Source organism: Novosphingobium sp. BL-S-32 (genome assembly GCF_056857055.1).
The window spans coordinates 1,958,464-1,981,850 of sequence record NZ_CM166477.1 but is presented as its reverse complement, the minus strand read 5'-3'; the positions used below and the strand labels follow the sequence as shown (position 1 = coordinate 1,981,850).

21 protein-coding genes and 1 pseudogene are annotated in these 23,387 nt (G+C 61.9%); 9 read left to right on the top strand and 13 right to left on the bottom strand.

Annotated elements, in window-relative coordinates; all coding sequences use genetic code 11:
• Positions 1-115: 115 nt before the first annotated feature.
• The 4 genes from AC1VVK_RS25190 to AC1VVK_RS25175 all read left to right on the top strand — a co-directional run bounded on the left by AC1VVK_RS25190 (position 116) and on the right by AC1VVK_RS25175 (position 6,473).
• On the top strand, positions 116-1,024 hold the full coding sequence (locus tag AC1VVK_RS25190; protein ID WP_482905885.1) for a HEPN domain-containing protein: 909 nt from the start codon (positions 116-118) through the stop codon (positions 1,022-1,024).
• A gap of 184 nt (positions 1,025-1,208) precedes the next feature.
• The gene (locus AC1VVK_RS25185; protein WP_482905884.1) at positions 1,209-3,713 is read left to right on the top strand and encodes a TonB-dependent receptor domain-containing protein; all 2,505 of its coding nucleotides are present in this window, start codon (positions 1,209-1,211) and stop codon (positions 3,711-3,713) included.
• A 14-nt stretch (positions 3,714-3,727) separates the two neighbouring features.
• On the top strand, positions 3,728-5,815 hold the full coding sequence (locus AC1VVK_RS25180; protein WP_482905883.1) for an Atxe2 family lasso peptide isopeptidase: 2,088 nt from the start codon (positions 3,728-3,730) through the stop codon (positions 5,813-5,815).
• 232 nt (positions 5,816-6,047) lie between these two features.
• Entirely contained in the window at positions 6,048-6,473 is a 426-nt protein-coding gene (locus AC1VVK_RS25175; protein WP_482905882.1) for a GFA family protein, read from the top strand.
• A gap of 145 nt (positions 6,474-6,618) precedes the next feature.
• Here AC1VVK_RS25175 and AC1VVK_RS25170 read toward each other — a convergent pair whose 3' ends face one another.
• Positions 6,619-7,650: an NAD-dependent epimerase/dehydratase family protein gene (locus AC1VVK_RS25170; RefSeq protein ID WP_482905881.1), complete on the bottom strand. Its 1,032-nt coding sequence runs from the start codon at positions 7,648-7,650 to the stop codon at positions 6,619-6,621.
• A gap of 43 nt (positions 7,651-7,693) precedes the next feature.
• On the bottom strand, positions 7,694-8,248 hold the full coding sequence (locus AC1VVK_RS25165; protein ID WP_482905880.1) for a TetR/AcrR family transcriptional regulator: 555 nt from the start codon (positions 8,246-8,248) through the stop codon (positions 7,694-7,696).
• Between the two features lie 928 nt (positions 8,249-9,176).
• Here AC1VVK_RS25165 and AC1VVK_RS25160 point away from each other — a divergent pair.
• From AC1VVK_RS25160 to AC1VVK_RS25150, 3 genes are all read left to right on the top strand, one after another.
• Positions 9,177-10,268 carry a hypothetical protein gene (locus AC1VVK_RS25160; RefSeq protein WP_482905879.1) on the top strand — a complete coding sequence of 364 codons (1,092 nt, stop codon included), beginning with the start codon at positions 9,177-9,179 and terminating at the stop codon, positions 10,266-10,268.
• Positions 10,268-11,188, top strand: coding sequence for an antitoxin (locus AC1VVK_RS25155; RefSeq protein WP_482905878.1), 921 nt, complete (start codon positions 10,268-10,270; stop codon positions 11,186-11,188). The genes AC1VVK_RS25160 and AC1VVK_RS25155 overlap by 1 nt, the downstream gene beginning before the upstream one ends.
• Before the next feature lie 62 nt (positions 11,189-11,250).
• Positions 11,251-11,586 (top strand): hypothetical protein, encoded by a 336-nt coding sequence (locus AC1VVK_RS25150; protein WP_482905877.1) that lies wholly within the window; start codon positions 11,251-11,253, stop codon positions 11,584-11,586.
• A 390-nt stretch (positions 11,587-11,976) separates the two neighbouring features.
• Here AC1VVK_RS25150 and speD read toward each other — a convergent pair whose 3' ends face one another.
• Genes speD through AC1VVK_RS25110 form a run of 8 tightly spaced genes read right to left on the bottom strand, consistent with a single transcriptional unit; the run spans position 11,977 to position 18,931 of the window.
• Positions 11,977-12,333 carry an adenosylmethionine decarboxylase gene (speD, locus tag AC1VVK_RS25145; protein WP_482905876.1) on the bottom strand — a complete coding sequence of 119 codons (357 nt, stop codon included), beginning with the start codon at positions 12,331-12,333 and terminating at the stop codon, positions 11,977-11,979.
• A 1-nt stretch (position 12,334) separates the two neighbouring features.
• On the bottom strand, positions 12,335-13,948 hold the full coding sequence (locus AC1VVK_RS25140) for an FAD-dependent oxidoreductase (protein WP_482905875.1): 1,614 nt from the start codon (positions 13,946-13,948) through the stop codon (positions 12,335-12,337).
• Entirely contained in the window at positions 13,938-15,497 is a 1,560-nt protein-coding gene (locus tag AC1VVK_RS25135) for a polyamine aminopropyltransferase (RefSeq protein ID WP_482905874.1), read from the bottom strand. The genes AC1VVK_RS25140 and AC1VVK_RS25135 overlap by 11 nt, the downstream gene beginning before the upstream one ends.
• Entirely contained in the window at positions 15,490-15,699 is a 210-nt protein-coding gene (locus AC1VVK_RS25130) for a DUF350 domain-containing protein (RefSeq protein ID WP_132392472.1), read from the bottom strand. Before AC1VVK_RS25130 ends, AC1VVK_RS25135 begins: the two co-directional genes overlap by 8 nt.
• A 48-nt stretch (positions 15,700-15,747) precedes the next feature.
• On the bottom strand, positions 15,748-15,909 hold the full coding sequence (locus tag AC1VVK_RS25125; RefSeq protein WP_165912368.1) for a hypothetical protein: 162 nt from the start codon (positions 15,907-15,909) through the stop codon (positions 15,748-15,750).
• Positions 15,906-17,258 carry a DUF4178 domain-containing protein gene (locus AC1VVK_RS25120; RefSeq protein ID WP_482905873.1) on the bottom strand — a complete coding sequence of 451 codons (1,353 nt, stop codon included), beginning with the start codon at positions 17,256-17,258 and terminating at the stop codon, positions 15,906-15,908. The genes AC1VVK_RS25125 and AC1VVK_RS25120 overlap by 4 nt, the downstream gene beginning before the upstream one ends.
• Positions 17,255-17,917, bottom strand: a complete 663-nt coding sequence (locus AC1VVK_RS25115) for a DUF4178 domain-containing protein (RefSeq protein ID WP_482905872.1) — start codon at positions 17,915-17,917, stop codon at positions 17,255-17,257. The genes AC1VVK_RS25120 and AC1VVK_RS25115 overlap by 4 nt, the downstream gene beginning before the upstream one ends.
• A gap of 27 nt (positions 17,918-17,944) precedes the next feature.
• Positions 17,945-18,931 (bottom strand): SPFH domain-containing protein, encoded by a 987-nt coding sequence (locus AC1VVK_RS25110; protein WP_482905871.1) that lies wholly within the window; start codon positions 18,929-18,931, stop codon positions 17,945-17,947.
• Positions 18,932-19,433: 502 nt separating this feature from the next.
• On the opposite strand from AC1VVK_RS25110, the gene AC1VVK_RS25105 reads away from it, so the two are divergent.
• A complete protein-coding gene (locus AC1VVK_RS25105; RefSeq protein WP_482905870.1) occupies positions 19,434-19,973 on the top strand; it encodes a HutD/Ves family protein in 540 nt (179 codons plus the stop codon).
• A 157-nt stretch (positions 19,974-20,130) separates the two neighbouring features.
• Here the strand turns inward: AC1VVK_RS25105 and AC1VVK_RS25100 are convergent.
• From AC1VVK_RS25100 to AC1VVK_RS25090, 3 genes and pseudogenes are all read right to left on the bottom strand, one after another.
• A pseudogene (locus AC1VVK_RS25100) lies at positions 20,131-20,324 on the bottom strand (transposase); the annotation flags it as partial.
• Between the two features lie 188 nt (positions 20,325-20,512).
• The gene (locus AC1VVK_RS25095) at positions 20,513-21,244 is read right to left on the bottom strand and encodes a hypothetical protein (protein ID WP_482905869.1); all 732 of its coding nucleotides are present in this window, start codon (positions 21,242-21,244) and stop codon (positions 20,513-20,515) included.
• A gap of 368 nt (positions 21,245-21,612) precedes the next feature.
• Entirely contained in the window at positions 21,613-22,503 is an 891-nt protein-coding gene (locus AC1VVK_RS25090; RefSeq protein WP_482905868.1) for an SDR family oxidoreductase, read from the bottom strand.
• Here AC1VVK_RS25090 and AC1VVK_RS25085 point away from each other — a divergent pair.
• Entirely contained in the window at positions 22,462-23,367 is a 906-nt protein-coding gene (locus tag AC1VVK_RS25085) for an AraC family transcriptional regulator (RefSeq protein ID WP_482905867.1), read from the top strand. The genes AC1VVK_RS25090 and AC1VVK_RS25085 overlap by 42 nt on opposite strands.
• Positions 23,368-23,387 lie beyond the last annotated feature (20 nt).

The following is a 23,387-nucleotide window of genomic DNA, read 5'->3' as shown; positions in this document are numbered from 1 at the left end:
CAGGCGAAGTGGGCAGGCCGTCAAAGCGCGGGCGGGCCATGTGCCTCGAGGTCGACCGAACTACACCTCACGAAAGTGTTGTCGTGCACCCGAACTTGTCTAGAATCAGGTGATTATGAAGACCGACCTCGATCACCTTCCCGAACAGAAGCGCGCCGACCTCAAGCGCGTAGTCGAGATTATCTTCTCCGAGTTCGGCGACGTTCTGGGGCTCGCGACGCAAGGGTGGAAAAAGCAAGGGCGGATCACGAAAGTGATCCTCTACGGTTCCTACGCAAGAGACGACTGGGTGGCGGATCCGGTGGGCGGGTACTTTTCGGACTACGACATCCTAGTCGTCGTCAATGACGAGCGCCTGGCCGACGAGGCTGAATACTGGGGCAAGACGAAGGATCACCTCAACCGAGCATACGACATCACCAAGGTGCTGTCGGCGCCGGTGGGGCTCACCGTTCATTCGATGGCGGACGTGAATTTCCAGCTGGCGCGGGGAAGGCCGTTCTTTGTCGATATCGTGCGCGAAGGCATCGTGCTCTACGAACTCGAGGCCCAGCAGTTCGAGCTTCCTAGGCCGCTCGATACCGGACTGGCGCATATCGAGGCCGAGAACCATTTCAAGCAATGGTTTGAAAGTGCGAGCGCATTCTTGCGTGCCGCGAAATTCCTCGTTGCCGACGGGGCGAGCAATCAGGCGGCATTTCTGCTGCACCAATCGACCGAAAACTTCTATCACACGGTACTTCTCGTGCTGAAACTCTACAGCCCGAAGTCGCACAACCTCAAATATCTCCGCGGGCGGGCCGAAGACATCGCGCGCGACCTGATCCCTGTCTGGCCTCGCGACACCAAGTTCGGGAGCCGGTGCTGGGAACTGCTCTATCAGGCCTATGTCAAAGGCCGCTATTCGCCGCACTATGTCATTCGCGACGTGGAGCTTGAGTGGTTGGTCGAGCGGATCGAACTGCTCGAGGCCGAAGTGAAGGCGATCTGCGAGAGGCGCCTCGAGAGATCTCGAGCTACGTAACAGCCCGTTTTCATAGCATTGCCGGTGAGAGTTGGTGGCGATGCCGGCCGGTCCCAAAAAAAATTTGCACTTAGCGTAGGGTGTTTCTGCACGGAAGGCGCTTCGCCTCCGAAGGGTTCTGCCAAGAGCAGACCTCGGGGATGGAGGTTCATACGTGCGTTACCACCTACTGGCGTGCTGCAGCATGGCTGCGGCCGCAACGATGATCTGTGCGCCGGCTGCTGCGAAAGCCGATGCGAGGATCGAGGTCCATCTTCCGTCGCAGCCGCTTTCCGCATCACTGCGCGACCTGGGGCGCCTCTTCGGCCGCAATGTCAGCGTCGATGATGCGGTGGTCAGGGACCGGGTTGCCACCGCCGTCGATGGCAACCTGACATTCGAGGAAGCGATCGGCTCTGTCCTGGCTGGCACCGGATTGAAGGTCACGCCTTCTGGCGGCGGCGTGATCGTCAGCAAGCGTGCCGAAAGCGATGCCGATGAGGGCGGTATCGTCGTGACGGGTTCGCGCATTCGCGGAGCGCCGGTCGCCTCTACGCAGCTCACATATGGCCGCGAGGAAATGCGCAATGCCGGGCAGTCGAGTGCGGACGACGTGATCCGCGCCATTCCGCAGAACTTCTCAGGCGGCCAGAATCCGGGTGTGGGCGCCAACCTGCCGGGCGGAAAAAACCTGGACGTTGGGGGCGGGGCCTCGATCAATCTGCGCGGGCTGGGAAGCGACGCGACGCTGACGCTGCTCGATGGCCGCCGGCTCAGCTTCGATGCTGCCCTGCAGAGCGTCGATGTCTCTGCCATTCCCTTCGGGGCCATTGAACGTATCGACATTGTCCCCGACGGCTCGTCGGCACTGTTCGGCTCCGACGCGGTTGCGGGCGTTGCCAATATAATTCTACGCCGAAACTTCGACGGGTTGGAAACGACGGCGCGCGTGGGCGGCTCGACCGATGGGGGCAACTTCCAGCAGCAATATGGGGCAACGCTCGGCAAAGTGTGGTCGTCCGGCAGCGCCATGGCCTCGGGAGAGTACGGGAGCAACTCCGCGATCAAGTCGAGCCAGCGCTCCTATCTGAAGGACACGTCACCGGGCCTCGAAGTCTTCCCGGCGATGCGTCACTACAATGCCGCGCTGACGCTTCGTCAGGACATCGCCTCCAATCTGACATTCGATCTCGACGGCATCTACAACGACCGCCGGCGCGAGCAGGTGATGCCGCTCGATGCGACCGGTGACCTCTCGGTCAGCCGATACGATACGCTTCAGAAGGCCGAATCCTGGGCCTTGGCGCCGAGCCTGACATTGTCGCTGCCGGCGCAGTGGGAAGTGACGCTCGCAGGCAGCTACGGATGGAACAAGGTCTATTACGAAGGGACCGTGACCTACGGCGCGACCTCGGCGAGCGTGGGTAATGGCTTCTATCGCAATGCGACCGCCAATGTGGAAGTGAGCGGCAACGGCAAGCTTGTCGATCTTCCTGCGGGAGCGATCAAGGCCGCATTCGGAACGGGCTATCGCCGCGACGAGTTCCACCGTGAGACGACCCTTGGACCCAGCCAGTTCGTCGATAAATCCCGCGACAGCTATTACGCGTTCGGGGAGCTCAGCATTCCCATCATCGGCCCCGATCAGAACTCGCCTCTGGGCAGAAGTCTCAATCTGAGTGCGGCCGGGCGCTACGAGAAGTATCCCGGCATTGCTTCGGTGGCGACGCCCAAGCTGGGCCTGATCTACGATCCGACGAAGGATGTGTCGATCAAGAGCAGCTGGGGCAAATCCTTCCGGGCGGCGACCTTCTACGAGCAGTATACCGCCAACCCCGGATACCTTGAGGACTCCTACTACTTCGGCGGTACGAGCGGGACGGTGATCGACTTCCAGGGCGGAAATCCCGATCTGAAGCCCGAGCGATCGACAAACTGGTCGGCAACGCTTGTGCTGCATCCGACCGCTCTCGACGGTGCCGAACTGGAAGTGAGCTACTTCGACATCCGCTATCGCAATCGGATCGTGACGCCGATCACCTATACGCGAGAAGCCCTGACCAATCCGGTCTACGCGCCATACGTCACTCTCAATCCCACGGTCGACCAGCAGAACGACGTCATCTCGCGGCTCATCACCTTCACCAACCTGACCAGCGGGCCTTACGATCCCGCCAGTGTCGTTGCGATCGTCGACAACTCCAACGTCAATGCCGGGCGTCAGGATATCCATGGCGTCGACATTCTTGGCCACTACAGCTTCGACGTTGGCGAGGGACGTCTGAGCGCCTCGCTCAATGCAAGCTATCTCGACAGCAAGCAGCAGCTCGGAGCCGGCCAGGATTGGACTCAATTGGCGGGCACGCTTTTCAATCCGCCGCATGTTCGCGGCCGGGGTGAACTGAGCTGGACCGGCGGCGACGTGACGGCCACTGCCGCGGTCAACTACATCGGGCCGGTCCGCGACATCCGGTCGGCGCCGTCGATCAAGGTCTCCGGCATGGTCCCGGTCGACTTCACGCTGCGGTTCCATCCCACCGGTCTGCATGGAGCGCTCGGCGGGATCGACGTGATCGCTTCGATCCAGAATGCCTTCAATGACAAGCCGGATACGATCGCCACCAGCTCGTTCCTCGACACGCCCTACGACAGCACGAACTATTCCCCGTTCGGCCGGGTGGTCAGCCTGTCGGTGACCAAGAAATGGTAATTCGCGTTCCAGCCATGCTCGCGGCGCTTGCCGCGGGCATGGCCTCGCCGCCGGCGCATGCCACCTGTGAAGACCTTATGCCACCGGCTGCGGGCGCGGATGGGAAGAGGGACATTACCACCCAGGACCTCTCGCGCTTACGCGATATCGGATATCCGGAAGTCATGGGTGGGACCGCAAGTCCGTTTGCTCTCTCGCCCGATGGCAAGACCATTGCTTTCGTAATCACGCGCGGCGACCCGAAAACCAATTCGATCTGCTCGGCGCTGGTCACGGTCGCGACCGACGGCCGCTCTTCTCCCAGAGTGCTCGATAGAGGCGGCGCACTTCCCAAACTGGCGGGCGTATTCAGGGGCGTGTTCATCACGACCGGTTTGCCTGAACTCATCACGCCCGCCTGGTCTCCCGATGGCAGGTCGCTTGCTTACCGAAAACTGGTCGACGGCGTAGTCCAGATCGTTCGCGTCGGAGCCGGTGGCACCGGTGCACGGGTGGTGACGCAGTCTCCGGTAAATATCGAGGATTTCTCCTGGTCGCCCGACGGGTCGCACATAACCTACCTCGCCAGACCAGGGGAGCTCGAGTCGAAGCGAAAGGCGGTGGCAGATGGCCTTTCCGGCTGGCGCTACGACTCGAGCATACTTCCCCAGCAATCCTGGGAGCCGCAGCCGTGGGCGAGCGATATTCCGCAGCAGGCCTTCATCGTGGATCTCGAGACCGGGGTGGTTCGGGCGGCAACCGAAGACGAGCGAACACGCTCGTGGCCGCCGCCCGTACCGGGTACCCACGGCGGCGCAGCGGTAAGGGCGAGCAATGGGGCGCTCGCCTGGACCGCGGGGACTACCGATCATCCGGAAGCGCCGCTGCGAGTGTGGGCACAGGTGCCCGGCGGGCAGGAGCTTCCCTGCGGGCTGGAGCAATGCGCCGGGCGCATATCGCGGATATTCTGGGAACAAGGCGGGCGCTCGGTTCTGTTCCTCCGGCGTGAAGGTTGGAACGGCGAGGACTGGGCGCTCTATCGTTGGAAACCGTCATCGGGCCGCATCTCGCTTGTCATGCGGACGCGCGATGCACTGACCGGCTGCCTCCAGGCATCCAACGAGCTCATATGTGGCCGTGAAAATGCGACCACGCCGCGTCGCATCGCCGCGCTCGATTTGAAGACCGGGCGCTTTAGACCTATCTTCGATCCAAACCCGGAATTTGCCGGTCTCAGGCTGGGGGCGGTTCACAGGCTGCGCTGGGTCAATGACCGGGGCCTCCCGGCCTGGGGCGATCTTGTCCTTCCGCCGGGGTATGATCGGCGTGCCAAATTGCCGATGGTGATCGTGCAGTACCATAGCGCAGGCTTCCTGCGCGGCGGCGTCGGCGACGATTATCCAATCTATCCGATGGCCGCGAAGGGCATGGCGGTTCTGAGCTTCGAGCGGCCACCGTCCTCCTCCTCGATCATCCCCGGTCTGAAAACCTGGGAAGAGACGCTTGCCGCAGATCACAAGGACTGGAATGAGCGGCGCAGCCTTCTCTCGTCACTCGATCGTGGCATCGACGCGGCAATTGCAACAGGTGTCATCGATCCCGGCCGGATCGGCATCACCGGGCTCAGTGACGGCGCCTCGAGTGTCCAGTTTGCCTTGGTCAACTCGCGCCGGTTCTCCGCGGTAGCCATGAGTTCATGCTGCGACGATCTGCTGAGCTCGCTTGCATTGGGAGGCTTTGCCTGGGCCGACGAGAACCGAAAAACAGGCTTGCCACCTTCGGTGGACGATGACCGGGAATTCTGGAAGCCGCTATCGCTGACCGTCAATGCGCGGGCGATTAACACGCCAATCCTCATGCAGCTTGCCGACCGGGAAACGCTGCTGGCGCTGCCCGCGTTCACCGCACTTCGCGAAGCCGGAAGGCCTGTGGAACTGTTCGTCTATCCCGACGAGTTTCATGACAAGTGGCAGCCGGCTCATCGCCTCGCGACGTACGATCGCTCGATCGACTGGTTCGCGTTCTGGCTTGCGGGCCGTGAGGACGCGGACCCGTCAAAGCGGGAGCAATATTCGCGATGGGAGGCTATGCGGATTGCCGGGAAGCGGGCGCAAACGCCCTGAATTCCGCTTTCCTATAGCCGCAATCTCCCCGCTGAAGCTGGCGCCGTGGGGTGCGTAATCCGAAATCTGAGATAGCTGTCGTCTTTGGTGAAGTGGCCGATTGGCCATTGTCCGGTTCGGGGCTGCAATAAGGAGATGGCTGCCGTTCGTCCGGTGTCGGATTTTACCCGATGGACCGAAGCACCGCGATCATCCCACTGGACCAGGTTCGACATGAGTATTAATTAGGCTCATGGGCACCGCTTCCTCGAACCAGTCTAACATTTCCGGCTCCTGTCTATGCGGAACCGTTCGCTTCAACATCAACGGCTCCTTCGACAGCTTCTTCCTCTGCCATTGCTCGCGGTGCCGAAAGGGAAGCGGCACGGCCCATGGCGCCAATCTCTTCGCGACTGACGCATCACTCCATTGGGAAGCCGGAGAGGCTGAAGTAAAAATTTTTCGGCTGCCTGGCACCCGGCATCAACGCAGCTTCTGCCTCGAGTGCGGGTCAGCGCTCCCGGATGTCCAGATGGATGGCGCACTACTCAAGGTTCCCGCAGGCTGCCTCGATGGACCCATCACAATTCGGCCGACGGCACACATCTGTTGCGCCAGCCGTGCAAACTGGGATGTCGATCTGGATGAAATTGTCATGATCGATGGCTTGCCTGGCTGAACGCCCCAAGTCCCTGGACATCAATAATGAGGATCCCTCGAAGACTTCGCCAATCACGTGTTTCCAGCTCGTCTGCCGCCATTCCTGAAGACGAAAGAGGAGTAGGGGGAGGCGGGCAAGCCGGCGCGTCACCCCAACCGGGCGCCTATCTATGCTGAGCAGCCAGGCGCAGTTCTGCGAGTCCTTCTTCGACCGAGACCAGCGGCGAATAGCCCAGTTCCTGTCTGGCCCTGGTGATATCGAGCGTCACTTCCACCGCCATTGTCGCCAGATCCTGCCGCGTTGCCGGAGGTTTCATTTTGCCTCTGGTCAGCTTGGATAATATGTCGCCAACCCTGGCGACGGTATGGACCACCCATGAGGGCACTTCTTTGGCCGGCGGTGTGATGCCCTCCGTTTCCAGAATTCGCGATACCAACTCGCGAAATGCGATCGGCTCGTCATCGGTGACGAAGTAGGCCTCGCCGCTTCGGCCGCGACGCAAGGCAAGATCGATACCGTGGCAGGCATTGGCCACGTGCGTCGCCGAAGTCAGATATCGCCCGCCGTCGATCCAAGCCAGGTTACCCGAGCGAGCCGCTTCCACGAGGATCGGCAGCGCTGTCGTATCATCTCGTCCCCACACGAACCGAGGGCGCACGGCCATAACATCGAAACCTTCGCCCGCCGATGCGAGTGCGATGCGCTCCGCTTCGGCCTTGGTGCGCGAATAGGCACCCGGAAACCGTTTCGGGAAGGGGCGGTGCTCGTCGGCTTTGATCAGCGGCTTACCGTCGAGCAGCACGGATTCCGTGCTGACATGGACCGCGCGCGTGATACCGGCCTTGCGGGCCGCGGCAAACACGGCACGTGTTCCTTTGACATTGACTGCAACATGGTCAGGCGTTTCCGGACCATGACTGGTATGGGCCGCCGCATGAACCAGTGCGCAGCAACCTTTCATAGCCTCTGCCAGTTGCGGGTCGGCTAGCCGTCCCTCAACGGGTTTCGCTCCAAGCGTACGGACAACGCTTGCCGCCTCGGGCGAGCGCACGAGCCCAACCACCTCACACCCGACGTTCACGAAGTGCCGTATGAGATTGCGGCCGAGATAACCGCTCCCTCCCGTGAGGAAGATGTGCGAGCAGGGGCCAGGTGCGGAGGCGTGATTGCCTCCCTCCGCGATGCGGTCGGTCATGATTTGAAAGTGCCTTCGGTTGGGGGAGTTCGGCGGAATGTCGTCAGGCCGGGCGTGCGGTCGCCAGCCAGCGAATGTCCGCCAGCAGGGCAGTGCGCTCCGCTTCGGGCCATTGATGATAGTCGAGAGATTCTAGCAGCTTGAGGCCTTCAAGTGCGAGATAGGCCAGCATCGGACCGCGCGCACCTTCCGCCTCTTCGCGAATGCGCGCGATCACCGCATTCTGATTTTCCTGGATGGCAGAGCGCAGCCCCCGATCCTGCGCCAGCGCCGCGCAGATGTTGAGAGCGACTGCTCGAAAAGCATCGGGAAAGGGCTCGGCCGCCGCCGTGATACGCCCATGAAGCGTGCGATTTTCGGCAGCGTCGCAAGCTTTCGCCGCTGCCTCGTTGAAGGCATTGTCACGGGCAACTGCGCGTTGGACCATGGCCTCCAGCAGCGCCTGTTTCGACCCATAGTCGTAGACGACGCTGCCCTTGCTGATCCCGGCTTCCTTTGCGACACCTTCCAGCGTTAGGCGCGCGGCGCCAGCGCTGGCGACGACCGCTTCTGCAGCATCGAGGATGCGATCATTATCGATGGATTTCTTGCGGCCCACGGGCATTCCAATTTATATCTGACCGGATGGATATAAATTGGAATGCGGTCGTCCGTCAATGATTCAAAGATGCGGCTGGAGCGGTTTTGGGATGGGCACGCAGCGTAATGAATTGCGAAAATGGCGCTCGGCTGCCGATGCCGCAGCCGACCCAATCCGGTCGTTCCGTGGCCAAATTTTCTGCCCTAGGTGCAGCCCTTCCGCTCTTCATTCTGAACGCCCAAGATTGGGCTAGTAGGTGCCGCCCGTTGCTGAGGCGCTCCTGCCCCTGTGGAGTTGGCCCGGCGCGGCGACCTCGCTGCCTCGGCGAAAACGGGCGCAGGCGTGCGATCTTCGAAACTGAATCGGGCCGCGTGCGCCGCATATTTGAGAAGCTTTTCACCGTTGCTTGGGCCGTAAAGGACCCGCGCTTGGTACAAGCCCCCTTACATCTATGGACGCCGATGAACGTAGCTTCTGCAAGGGGGGTAGCGCATCGTTGCACAACGATGCCAGGAACCGGGCGCCTTCGCCTCCACCGCAGGTGCCGATGGCAAGCAACGTCATTAACGCGCGATAGCCGCTGGCCTCAAGATCCGCTACATCGTCCCGTCCGAGGCTTGCCTTTACGAGCCTGTAGCTGTTCACGAATCGCAATGTCCGGCGCGGCGAACGGTCGAGGATCTCGGCGACCATGCCCATGTAAGCTCGTTCGTCCGGCGTGACGAGAAGACTGCGGGCGCGGGGCCTTGTCTCCTTGACGCTTGCCCCCGCCGTGTCGATGTCATCCTGCGGCATGGCGTACTGATGCAGCTCTCTTTCACGCGTGGTCTGCTCGGCCCTCTGCCAACATTCGGTCTTCCAGAAAGTGGCTGATAATCGCTGTACAGTGAATATGGACTTATTGGCGAATATACGCTAGAGGGCCGTTATTCACTGGACAGAAAATATGCTAAAATTCAAAAATGAAGAACAGGAGCTGCTGGACGGGCTCGTCGACGCGATCGGCGGATTGCCCGAAGGACAAGCCTGGATCGAAGGTCGGGAGGTCGCGCTGACGCCGCGCGGCGGCCGAGTCGATGCCATTATCGAGGCGATGATCGCGGGTCGGTCGCTCAAGCTTCTAGTCGAAGCCAAGCGCGAGGCCTTTCCGCGCGACGTGCGCCAGGCGGTTTGGCAGCTCCGCAGCCACCTCGCTCATCAGAATGACCTCGAACGCGAGGTGGTGCCCTTCTTCATCGCGCGCGCCATCTCACCCGGCGCACGCGAGATACTGCGGGAGGAGAAGATCGGGTTCTACGACCAGGGCGGAACGCTCTACATCCCGGCACCGAACACCTTCGTCTATATTGATCGCCCCGTCCCGCCCAAGGACAGCAAGGCATTCGGGGCGATTTTCCAGGGCCAGCGCGCTCGGGTGGTCCAGGAAATCTTCGCGAGACGCCCGGACTGGGTGAGCGTCAAACAGATCGCCGAGGATGCCGAAGTCTCATCCGCCACCGCATCCGAAACGCTCAGCGAAATGGAGCGGCGTGAATGGGTGGAGGTCGAAGGCGCCGGGCCTTCGAAATTGCGCCGGCTGCGCGCACCGAAGCTTGTCCTCGACGCCTGGGCCGATTTCCTCGCCGATCAAAAGCCGCCGAAGTTCGAGCGCTACTATGTCTCGAGCACCAATGCCGAAGAGCTCGCCCAAAAGCTCGATCGGGCATGCGGTGAGGCGAATGCTGCTTATGCGGTGACGTCGGAGGCGGCCGCACAGGCTTATGCGCCCTATCTCTCGAACGTCTCTCAACTCCGCTGCCGGATCATCCCCGGACCCCAGCGCGATCTCGCGCTCGAACGCCTCCACGCCCGCCCGGTCTCGGAAGGCTGGAACCTCGCCGTGATTGAGACCAGAGCGCGCGGCGACGTCACCGTCGGCGACCGGATCGAGGGGATCGCCCTCGCCCGGCCGCTGCAGGTCTATCTCGACCTGCTGCAGGGCTCTGGTCGAGCCAAGGACATGGCCGCCCATCTCCGTACAGAAAGGCTCGAACAGTAATGGCCAAGCCCCGTACTATCGGTGGCTATGGCGCCGTTGTCACCGAAGGCTGCGAGCGGGTTCTCGTCACGCTGCTGCGCGGGCTCGGCCCGTGGAAGGAGTCGGTCTTCCTCATCGGCGGGCTCGCACCGCGCTACATCATCACCGCCCGTCCGCCGTCCGTTCCGCAGCATGCAGGAACAGGCGATGTCGACATCGTCGTCGACATCGCCATGCTCACCGACACGAAGGCCTATCAGACGCTCGAGAAAAATCTTCGCGCGATGGGCTTCGACCGTGCGGAGAACGACGCCGGTAAGAAGCAGTCCTGGCGCTGGAAAGCGCAGGTAAGCGGCGGCGCGACGATGATCATCGAATTTCTGGCGGACGCGCCCGGACTCAGCGGTGGACGCGTGACCGAGCTGCCGACCGAAGGCAACGTGACCGCGATCAACATCCCACACGCCTCGATGGTGTTCGACCTCCATGATCAGGTCGAGATCACCGCCGAGTTGCTCAATGGCGGTGGCCGCGCGACGGAGGTGGTCCGCTTTGCGGACATCGTCAGCTTCACCTGCCTCAAGGCGTTCGCATTCGACCAGCGGGCCGAACCCAAGGACGCGCATGACCTCGTCTATTGCCTGGAGCATTACGAAGGCGGCCAGGACGCTCTCTACGGCGCGTTCAGCGCCGCTATGGAGGGAGAGCACGGCGCTGTAATCCGAGAGGCCCTCGGGCGTCTTGCGGTCCGTTTCAGCGACCCTAATCCTGACGAGAGCTATCTTCGTGACGGGCCCACCGCCGTGGGGCGCTTCGAGGATGACGACGCCGACGTGGAGACTGAGCCAGAGCTGCGTGACCAGCGCATTCTCCGTCAGCGGCGTGTGGCCGACGTGATGAAGGATTTTCTGGCTGCGCTCGACCCGTCGGTGTCGAAATAAAGAGGTGATGGTGCTGAACCCGGTTACACCGGGAGAGGCACGCAAAGAGAGAAACAGGGCATATGGATATCGCCGAAGCTCGTCATCTTGATAGTGGCGCCAAATTATTCCGGGGCGATTTGCGCCTCCACAGTTTTGGCGGATCGCATGATGTCCAGGACAGTACGGCGACACCTGCTGCTATCGTGCGCACCGCCATCACCGAGCAACTCGATCTGATCGCGATCACGGACCACAATGAGATCAGCGGAGTGGGCGCGGCCACGTTCGCCATCGAGGGAACGGATGAGGACACATGGATCGACGCTATGCTGCCGGCCTGGGGCAAGATCGCCGCTGCCTTTGGAATCGATCAACCGCCGCGCGAGGTCATATTGAGACAGATGCGGCACGGCTGAGGGTCCCCGCTTTGTTTCTCCGCCGTCCCGAAAAGGGAAAAAGTCGCATGTCCGGTTCTATAGAGCCCGGCATTCGATGACTCGACTCTGAACGGCAGGTATGCCCCAGGACCCAGCGGTCATTCCCTACAAAAACGACCCTTCCCAGCCACTCAGCCGCCGATTTTCACTCCCCAGGTGCGGCCCGTCAGCTTTTCCGTTCTGAATACCCAAGACTGGCCGTAAAGAGACCGTCGGGCTTTGGCATCGACACGACGACAGCCGCCGTTCGTGGGCCGAAGCCCCCTCCATGAAGCCCGCTTTTTGTTAATGCGGCAAAGTGCAGGGAGTTCTTGCCGAAAATAGTCCCCCAAGTTGCCGTCTATCTGCGATATTTGAGGACAGTAGGATTCAGCAAGAGCTCAGTCGAGCGATTGCACGTTTCAATCGAACTTGCCCGGACAACCGGAAGCAAATTACGGCAAGACCGGCTTCAGCATCAACATCCGCGCCGCACACGAACAGATCGACCGCCGCAATTCCGTTTTCAGGCCAAGTATGGATGGAGATGTGAGATTCCGCCAGCAACGCAACACCGGTAACGCCCATGCCGGGGCCGAAGTGGTGCAATCGGATGTCTATCAACGTCGCGCGCGCGGCGGCGGCAGCTTCACGTAACGTCGCCTCGATCAGCGGCAGATCGCTCAATCCGTTGCACCCTTCGATATCGGCGATTACGTGGAGGCTGTTATCGGGGGTATGCGCCATTTCAGGCAAGACTTTCGAAAGGATGGTCGAGCTCGGAGAGCGCAGCTTCAGCGGCGCAGACGCCGCGATGATGGGCTTCTTCGAATAGCGAAAGGCCGCTCATGTCGGAATGGGCGAATAGCACTGGTGGATGCGCGGCGACGGCGCCTAAACGTGCAGGATCGGAGAGGAAGCCTGGCGTTGGCCGGATCATCGCATGGCCCCAGCGCCAGACGTCGATGCGCTCTATAACGCCGTCCAGATCGGGGTTCATCGCCAACAGGTCATCGCGCACCATGGTCTGCCATTCGCGCAGCGGGCGCGTCATCATGATCTTGCGCGCTTCTGCCGGGCTCTCTTTCGACAACGGCAGATACCATGTGAGTACGGTCGGCCCGCCGTCGTTTGCCTCGCTTTGATGCGTGGCGACCACGTAGCCCAGCGCTTCGCTGGCAGTCGAGACATTGTCCCACGCCAACGACACGCCCTTGCCTTCGGGATGGCGCCCCACGGTGACATTGGCGACTACCCACGGGGCATAGGACATGGCTCCCTCGGCCGCGAATTGCGGGGCAACGCGCGCGGCGACGAAATGCGGCATGGCCATGATCACCGCCTTCGCACGCAGTCGCCTGCTTCTGCGCGCGGTGTGATCGAACAGGTCCACCAACGCGCCGTCTCCATCACGTTCAACGTGAAACACGCTGTGCGCCGGTCGCAAGTGCGGGCGGATACGCTGCGCCATCAGGCTGACGAGGCGGCCATTTCCTTCCGGCCATGTCAGTTCGCGGTCGCCGTCGCCCTGGGTCGCCCAGCCCCGACGACCGGCGAAATAGTGGATGCCCGCCCATGCGGAGACATGCTCCGGCTCGCTGCCGTAATCGTCCCGGCAACAGTAGCGCAGATAGGCGCGCAGCACCGGAGAGGTGAAGCCTTCGCCATCCAGCCACTTTGCGAAGCTCACACCATCGAGCGCGCGGAAGATCGGATCGATGCTGGAATAGGCCATCGGAATGGCAAAGGCCGGGCGGCCGTCTGCGCCCACCGCCTTGCGATATGCGTCCATCCGCCGGTCGAACGCTGCGCGCTGATCGCGGTCGGCAGCGGTTACGCCGGAAGTGGGGTAGAGCCCTTCCTGCCAGCGCCCGCGCCACAGCAGGCGCTCCTCCAGGTCGGTGCAGAGCTGGTAGGGATCGTAAACAGGCACGCCTTCCTGCTCGCCCGTCATCATACCGAACTGGCGCAGCATATGGCGCAGCGCCGTTGCCTCGCGATTGGGTACCGGAAGGTAATGTGCGCCGAGCGGATAGGCACTCACGGCATTGCGGCCGGACCGCGCATTGCCGCCGGTCAGGTCTTCCATTTCGAACAGGGCGAAACGATCGAACCCCGCCTCTCCCAGCCGCCAGCCTGCGGCAAGGCCCGCCGCGCCGCCGCCGGCGATCAGGACGTCGATCTCCTCGACCGGTCCTTGCGGCGCGGGAAAACGGCGATCGCGCAACAAGTGGCCGCGCTGCCAGTCGGCGCCGCCCAGTTCGCCGGCAATCGCGGCTTCGCCGCAGCCGCCCAGCATCGCCGCACCTGCTGCAAGCGTACCACCGGCCAATAGCTGCCGCCTCGTAGGCTCAGCCTTCATATTTGCCCCATTCCTCGGCGAAGCTGCGCACGAGGGCCTGGTTGTCCAACCGGTTCACCGGTGTGGGGCGGCGGGCCATGTCGGGCGGAAAGTCAAACATCGCGCGTTCGCTAGATGCGGTCAGGAAGCGCAAGCCATGCGGCAGGCTCACCGCGTCGGTCAGCGGGCGATGCGCGGCCAACGTGAAACCCCATTCGCCGAAGCTGGGCACGTAGGCATGGTATCCGCGCGAGGAGAGCCCGGCCGCTTCCAGCGTGCTCGCCACCGTCCAGTAGGAGCGCGGAGCGATCAGCGGGGATGTGCTCTGCACTGTCATCACCCCTTCGGGCGCGAGCAGGCGGGACACTTCGCGATAGAAGGTTTCGGTGTAAAGCTTGCCCAGCGAGAACTCGGTGGGATCGGGAAAATCAACGATCACCGCGTCGTACTGCCCCTGCGCCTCGCGCACCCAGCGAAAGGCGTCGGCATTGTGCACGGTGATGCGCGGCGAGGAGAGCGAGTGGTTGTTCAGCGCGGCCAGTTGCGGCGTATCGCGGAACAGATGCGTCATTTCCGGATCGAGATCGACCAGCGTGACATGCCGCACGCGCGGATCGCGCAGCACTTCGCGCGCGGCAAGGCCGTCTCCGCCGCCCAGGATCAGCACTTGCGCCGGATCGGCAACGCGGCCCAGCACCGGCCAGACCAGCGCCTCGTGATAGCGATACTCGTCCCGCGTGGAGAACTGGAGATTGCCGTTGAGATAGAGTCGCAAGTCCTCGCCCCGCCGGGTGATGACGATGCGCTGGTACGGCGTGGAGCGGGCGTGGATCACCGGCTCCCCATAGAAGGCCACTTCGGACCAGCGCTGCATCCGGTCCGCCATGGCAAGGCCGACCAGCAGGCTGGCTGCAACCACCAGCGCCGCCGCCATGTCCGCGCCGATCCGCCGTTGGCGGCGCAGGGCAAACAGCAGCGTCAGCGCGACCGCCACGTTGGCAAGGCCGAACACGAAGCCGGTCCGGATCATGCCCAGCCACGGCACCAGCACCAGCGGGAACAGCAGCGATGCGATCAGCGCGCCGACATAGTCGTAGGTCAGCACGTTGGACACCAGTTCGCGGAAAGCGAAGCGGTGGCGCAGGATGCGGATCAGCAGCGGAATTTCCAGGCCCACCAACACGCCGATGGCCAGTACCAGCGCGTAGAGTACCACGCGGAAATCGCCCACCAGCGGGAACAGCATGAACAGGCCCGCTGCCGACCAGCCGCCCAGCGCGGCGATCATCACTTCCACCCGCACGAAGACGCCGATCTCGTCGCCCCGTACATGGCGCGAAAGCCAGCTGCCCACGCCCATCGCGAAGAGGTAGGAACCGATCACGGTGGAGAACTGGGTGACGCTGTCGCCCAGCAGGTAGCTTGCCAGCGTGCCCGCAAGCAGTTCGTAGATCAGACCGCAGGTCGCAACGACCAGCACCGAAACCAGCAGGATGATCGCGAGCGAGGCGGGGGCCTTGTCATCATCCCCCATGCCCTCACCGCCCGCGGCGAGATCGCTTTCAGCCATGAACGGCCGCGGCGATGATGTTCGAGATGCCGATGGCCACCGCGCCCGCCAGCAGGGCGACGGCCGTGTTTTTGCGCTCGATGATCTCGCGCCAAAGTTCGCCGGGGGTCAGTTTGTCCACCAGCACGAAGCTGACGATGAAGATGACAATGCCCAGCAGAGCATAAAGCAAAGTCGCGAGGAAGACGGAAAGCGTGAGCATGTGTGGGCTCCCAAAAATCGATATTGCCGGAAAAGGACTTGCCGAAAATCACTTGTGCGTGGGGCCGCCGCCGCGTGCGCCGAAGCCGCTGCCAGTGCGAGCTTCTCGCTGCTCGTCGGAATAGGGGGACCAGGCGTAGAAACTCGTCAACGCGATGCCCCCCAGAAGCATCAGGCAGCACAGCACGTGGAAGATCAGGCGCGGGCTCATCGGTTTTTCCAGCCGCGATAAATGGCAAATGCCGGCATCACCATCACCAGAATGCAAAGCGTCCAGAAGTTGCCCTGCGGCATCGTGTTGGTCTGGACGACGATCTCCACGGGCACCGGATTGGGCTTGTCCGCTCCCCACCCGCCATAGGAACCGGCGCTGGAATTAGTGGAAGAATCGCTGGCGGACGTCGATGCCCATGGCGAGGGCGTGCTGTCCGGCGGGACGTCGGTGGGCCAGCGGTGCGCGCCGGCGTCTACGAAGACGTCGTAAGAGCCCCTGGGAATGTGCCCGAACTGGGTCGTGGTCCTGGTGCTGCCTTCGCTCCACGGGCCGTCGCTGTCGCTGCCGGTATAATGTTCGACAAGGCCGTAGGCATCGATGGACTGCCCCGTCGCCCGGTCGACCAGACTGTAATCGAGATCGACCCACTCGTTTTCGATCGTGCTGGCGCGCGCGCGGATGCTCACGAATTGCCAGGGACGGCTGACAGTGATGCGGCCCACCCTGATGCCTTCTGCCGTCCGACCGAAGGGCGCTTCGATATCGCTGGTGCCCGCCGCCGATCTGCCTGCGAAGACCCACATCAACAGCGCGGCGGCCAGGATCGTCAGCATCGAAGCCCCGAGCATCGCGGGAATGTCGGAGGTATCGGATCGCCGTTCCGCCTGGAATAGTGCATAGCCGCGACCGCTGGAGTTGCCCCGCTTCGTTTGGCGTGCCGGTTCGGGCATGGAAAGACCGAAAGCGCTTTCCACCTGACCGCCCGGCAGCGCGACGAGCTGGGTCCAGTTGATCTCCCCGTCGGCTTCCTCGCGCGAAAGCGTGAAATCTCGGCATGTGTAGGAGGCGCAGAGCGCCCGATCGCCGCTGGCGATGCGCCAGTAGAATTCGCCGATCACCTTGTCGACGGTGGCCTCGCTGGCCTCGTCCTCCTGCCGGAAGCGCTGGCCGCGCCACTGGACGGAGCCTTCGCTTTCCTGTGGCCGATCCAACAGCATCGTGCCGAACTGCCAGTCGCCGTCATACTCGACGAGCCAGCGATAGCCGACATAGGGGTTGATCAGGAGGTATTCGCGCCAGTTGGACCACGCATCGCTGCGTTCCAGCGCGCCGATCACTTCCCACTCGGTGTCGAACAGCTGCCCCCGGCTGCCCAACTGCAGTGTGAAACCGGCGGCAGCGCGGTTGCGCCGTTCGATGATCTGCACTTCGGGCCGCGAAACGTCGAGAATCGAGCCGCAATACTGGCAAGCAAGGTTGATCGACCAGCCCGCCGCCCGCACTTCCAGCGTGCCGCCGCAATTGGGGCAGGAGACCGCGCGCACGGCGCTTTTCGGCGGGTTCACCGCATCTGCTCCGGGATCGTCCAACCCTCGATCTCGCTCAACACGCGGGGCGCCAGATCGGCGAGTTCATGCCAGCTGCCCAGCCACGCCGTCGCGCCCTGCCCGTCACGTTGGAGAGACAATGCCTCTCCGCCCGGCGTGCGGAAATCGACATTGGTCATCGTCCAGCCGGCACGCGGCGGAAACGGCAGATCGCCTTCTCCGCCAAGGCATTCCGCCTGCTTCACATCAGACACGGCATAATCCGCACCGTCCAACGTCAGAATCTGGCCCAGGACCAGTTCTCCCCCGTTCGCAAACCGGTGCGCCAGCGGCGCTGCCATCACATCGGGCCGCTCGGCGGTGAGCATGTACATGCCCATCGCCTCCCCCAGCCAGCGCGTCTGCCCATCAGCCGAGGCCAGCAACCATTCGTTCCACGAACCGCCGCTCCAGCCCCAGCGTACCCGGCCGGCGGCAACGAATTCGCTACCGCCGATCCGGAAGTGCGTGCCGATCTGCACCGGGGAAACATCGTCGGGCACCACGGCAACCTTGCCGATCTCCTCGACCGACTGTTCCAGTCGCAGGATCAGAGACTGGCAGTGGCTGCATGTCGTGTAAGGCGCGGAGAGCCCCCGCACAGGCAGGGCCGCGCCGCAGGACGGGCAATTGATCACGCCGGTGTTCCCCCCGATACTTTCGCGTCAGCGGATGCGCGAGAGCAGTTCGGCCTTCTTGGCGTCGAACTCCTGCTGGCTCAGCGCGCCGAGCGTGACCAGCTTGTGCAGCTTTTCGATGGTGGCGATGGGATCTTCCTCGGAAGCCGCTACCGAGGCTGCAGCCGCCGTGCCCAGTCCGGCCGACATCGCACTGCCCAGCGCCGTTGCCGCCGCCACGCCCGCGCCGATTCCGGCAACGCCGCCGTCCGCGCCCGCTGCCTGCTCGATCGCCTCGGCCGCCTGAAACCGGGTGTATTGCGCCAGATCACCCAGCACGCGCATCGACGACCCCTTATCGAGATGGGCCTGCACTACCTCCGGCAGCGACACGCTTTCCACGTAGAAGCTCAGGCATTCGAGGCCCCACTGCGCGAAGGCCTTGTCCACTTCCACCTTGATCCGGTCCGACAGCGCCTGCTGGTTCGCCGCAAGGTCAAGGAAGGCAATGCCGCTGCCGCCCAGCGCCGTCGCCAGCGCGGTCTGGATCGCGGCGCGCAGTTGCGGCTCCAGTGCGGCGACCGAAACGCCTGCTAGCGTGCCCAACACACGCGAAACGAAGGGCTCCAGATCCGCCACGCGGAACGAGTATGATCCGAAAGCGCGGATGCGCAGCGCGCCGAACTCAGCATCGCGCACCGTCACCGGCTGAGCAGTACCCCACTTCAGCCCGTGCTGCTCCTTGCGCGAGAGGAACACGACGTCGGACTTGAAGGGCGACTTGAAGCCCTTGTCCCAGTTCATCAGGTTGGTCAGCACCGGCAGATTGGCGGTGTTGAGCGTGTGCAGGCCGGATTCGAAGAAGTCCGCCACGCAACCTTCGTTGACGAAGACAGCGGCCTGGCCCTCGCGAACCGTCAGTTGCGCGCCATTCTGAATTTCGCGATCCTCGAAAGGCACGCGCCAGGCGAGTTCGCCCGGGTGTTCCAACCATTCGATGACATCGACGAACTGCTTACGAAGAAAACCGAACATAGGGGGGCCGCACCTTTCGCGACTTACCCTAGAGGCTTTCCCATCCCGTGCAAAGAAGCGCGTGATGTGTATCGCATTATGCAGCCCTTCCGGCCCCTCAGAAGATCCCCAGAATTGCGATTTTCTGTAGTCTAAACCGACTGCCAGTTTCAGGCCATTCCGACCGTGGCGAAGACGTCAGTTAAGTTGAAATTTATGTGCCGATGCAGAGCAACGGGACAGGAATCTAAACCGACTGCCAGTTTCAGGCCATTCCGACCGTGGCGAAGACGTCAGTTAAGTTGAAATTTATGTGCCGATGCAGAGCAACGGGACAGGAATTTAGACTCCAATCTACCATCAACGTGGGAGATCCTGAGCAACTGTTTTTTTTGGGTTCAGCGTACACGGAATAGAAAGACGGCAATGGGGTGCGCATTTTCGGACAACCAGCCGATGACATCGGAACCAAGCCACGGAACTTGCGGTAGGTGACGTCGTCTTTTTCCGCTAGCAGCAGGCTATGAGCATCGTTCAGATCATACGAACTCGGGACTGCCCCGAAATGCCATGGAAGAACGGTGGCGGAACGACCCGAGAAATCGCAGTCTTTCCACCCGGCGCCGGCATGGACGACTTCCTTTGGCGGCTCAGCATGGCAAGAGTGGAGCATGGTGGCGCCTTCTCGACGTTCCTCGGTATCGATAGGACACTTGCGGTGCTGGAAGGCACCTTGCACCTTGAAGGCGACGGAGTGGATATCCGGCTTGATCCGCAGAGCGCACCCTTTCCCTTCGATGGCGGCGCACAAATATATGGAGAACCTGCGGGCGGTCCGGTGCTCGATCTCAATGCCATGACCCGGCGCGGCGAGTGTACCGTAAAGATGGCCCGCCGGGGGCCAGGCATAGTCACGGCAAGCTCAAGCGCTTCCTTCCTTGTCCTGCTGGAATCGCAGGATCTGGAGAGTTCGCCAATGGAAGCGCTGGACTGCGCCGTGTTCACTGGCAAGATCTTACTTGAGGGTGACGCGATACAAATTGATTTCATCAGCGAATGCTAAGTTGTTGACCGAAAGCAGTCTTTCAAGTGGCGGGGCTGGAGCGACGGCTGCTTCCCAGCTTCCGCCTACCGATGTCGACCCAAGCCGGTCATTCAGCGTTCAATTGCTGTTCCCTAGGTGCGGACGGTCCGGTTATCCATCGGAACCGATCCAAACAGGCGGTGTCACCGGCAAAGCAGCGCTTGCCGGCTAACATGAACTCCTTGGACCAAATGTAATACAGGCTCTGGGCAATGCCTTCGGGGCGACATAGTTCGGCGATGCGGTCCTCGCGGTGCAATCCGTCCAGCACGATCGGATCTTGTCCTCGACCGAGAAGTGCCGCCGCGCCTGTCGGCGAATGTCATTCACCCAGGGTTTCGGTAGCGGCCTTGGTCGGCGATTTTCGCAAGGAGGGTAGGCTTCATCTGCGTTCCTTCGTCACCACGACGAGGCCCAAACCCTTTTTAAATCTCACCCCTGATCGATGCCTTGAGCGCTGACGCCGGACAGATGCTAGAATCGCCCACATTGAACGGCAATGTAGTCTATTCTGTAAATCACTTCGTCGCCGGAACGACAGAAGGCGCCGCAGCGACGGGAGGTGTGGTAGGTGCAACTGACTTCGGTTCACCCACAGCCAATGGTGCTGGCGCTGCGCTGGCAAAAGCAAGCGGCACGTCTTCGTCAACAAAGCCGCTGACCGCAGCGCCGACTGGAAGTTTGGCGCTCGTACCGGTCATGAAGAAACCTGCAGGCAGAAAAACGATCGCCGAAGTCGCGACAGCACCTACACCACCTGCGACGCCCTTGTCATCAAAGGCGCCTGACAGTCGAATCTGCCTGCCATTGACCATGACATATAGCAATTCGGCTGACAGGTGGCCTGACTTTCCCCACATGCCCTTGTTGCTCACGTCAGTAACTTGACCAACAGCAGGACTCCCCCCAGGGATCACAACTCGGCCGTCGACCAGCACATCGCCAGAAGTTTCCAGTCGAAAACGCTGTCCAACCCGAAGCTTTTTGCCCTTCGTCGTCAATTCCTCAACCAACTTGAGCGGAACCGCTGTACCCGTACGGAGAACCGCGTTTTGTGGGTTGGAGACAGGCAGCACCACGTTTGCGGTTTGAGCGCTCGTAGGATTTACCGCTTGCGCACAAACGGCGGTAGGAACGAGCGATGCAGCGATAATCACTGCGAGCGAAACCGATTTCATTAAAAACTGCCCCCTAAAGCCTTGATAGGCGGCGCTAGCTATGTGCTCGATAAGTTTACGGTCAAGTTCCAAGCATAATTACATTTCTGTAACTGCGGGCCTGTCGCTTTCGGGCTTGAGATAGTACCGCGCATTCGCGTCACTCACGAGTGCCGCTATAAAGACCAATCCGAATGTTATATTTTTTCATCTGGCAGATAGAAGCGATCGGGCTGCTGCCATCCCGATTGCAGGACTGGATGGGCTCGCGCGACATCTTTCATGCTGCTGACTGGCCAGATCAGCCGGCGACCCTTCCGAGACACTCAGCGGCCAAATCTGTGTTTTCAGGAGCGGACGGTCGGCTCTTCGGCGACTGTCGTCCAATTCCCTCAGATCGATGGCGACTACGCGGACGACTGTACCGATGACAGCAGTCGCCCACTGATCGTAAACTATGGTTATTCGGCTTCTGCCATCCACTGCACGGCGTCCTCACCGGCAGGAATCTTCAGCGGTGCGTTCGGATCGGTGGCGGCCTGCCAGACCGCCGCGGCCACATCGGCTGCATGGGTTACCGGACCACTCTCTTCGCGGAAGCCGGCGATCATGCCTTCGATCATCGGCTTGTAGTCGGCATTATCCAGACCCCGCAGATGCGGCATGGCATTGCTGCCGAAGCTTGTCTCGGGCGAGCGCCCCGGCAAGACGATATGCACGCGCACGCCGAAAGGCTCCATTTCGACCGCGAGGCTCTCGGTAAGCGCGTTCACGGCCGCCTTGCTTGCGCGGTAAACACTGACCAGGGGCAGCGGCTTAAGCGTTGCCGAGGAGGTCACATTGATGATCGTGCCGCTTCGGCGTTCCCGGAACTGGGGCAGGATTGCCTGCAACATGGCCAGCGTTCCCAGCGTGTTGGTTTCGAACAACTGCCGCGCGGTGTCGGGCTCGATCAATTCAATCGGGACGGCGGCGCCGAACCCGGCATTGTTGACCAGCACATCGACCGTGCCGGCTTGCGCGAGTACGCTCGTGATGCTGCCCGGATCAGTAACGTCGAGGGACAGAACGGAAAGATTGTCGGATTGGGGCAGGATATCGGCCTTGGGCTGGCGCATCGTCGCGATGACGTTCCAGCCGTTTTGGAGGAACAGTTTCGCAGTTTCGAGGCCAAAGCCAGAGGAACAGCCGGTGATGAGGATGGTAGGCATGACAACGTTCCTTTTGGTTTGCGGTCGTCCCACATATGGCCATGGATCGTCAGACCATCTATGGTCAACTGTCTCGAATCCATTGGTGATAGTCCTGTAATGAATGTCGATCCGCTTGCCGAAATCGTGACGCTTCTCCAACCCTCGGCGAGTTACTCCAAGCTCGTCGAATATGCCGGGTGCTGGCGCATTCGCCGTGATGTCGAGGGCAAGCCAATCTTTCTCGCCGTCCTGGAGGGCGAATGCCGATTGGTGTCGCCGGGTCGGCCGCCAATCATCGTCCGCGAGGGCGATTTCGTGCTGTCACCTTCGACCAATGATCACATCGTCGAAAGCATCGATGCGCCGTCGCACGCAGTCGCAATGGTGCCGACGGAGATCGGCGAAGGGCGGTTTCGGGTCGGACAGCTTGGCGATCCTGTCAATCTCAGGATGCAGGTGGGCATTTGCAGCTTCGCCTCGCCCGATGCTGCTTTGCTCGTATCCTTGTTGCCGGCGATGATCGTTGCCCGCGGCGAGCCGCGGCTCGCGCTTTTGCTGCAACTGGTTGCGGACGAGACCCGGATGTCCCGACCGGGACGCGAGCTGGTGTTGGAGCGCCTGCTCGAAGTGCTGCTCATTGAGGCGCTGCGATGCGGGGCCGATGTAACGTCGATACCCAGCGTCTCGCGCGGGCTGGCCGACGACCGCCTGGTCTCCGCCTTGCGCGCCGTACACGCGCGACCCGCACATAGCTGGACCGCAGCCGATCTTGCGGCCGAGGCTGGTATGTCGCGCTCGGCCTTCTTCGCACGCTTTAATCGGATCGTCGGGATGCAGCCGATGGAATATCTGCTGGCCTGGCGCATGGCACTTGCAAAACGCCTCCTCCGCACGCGCGAACTGGCGATAGAGCGTATCGCCGCACAGGTCGGCTATGGCTCAGCCAGCACGTTCAGCACTGCCTTCACTCGCCACGTTGGAATGCCGCCGATGCGATACGCTCGGGCAGTAATCGCTGAATAGCAAAAACGGCGGGATTCCGT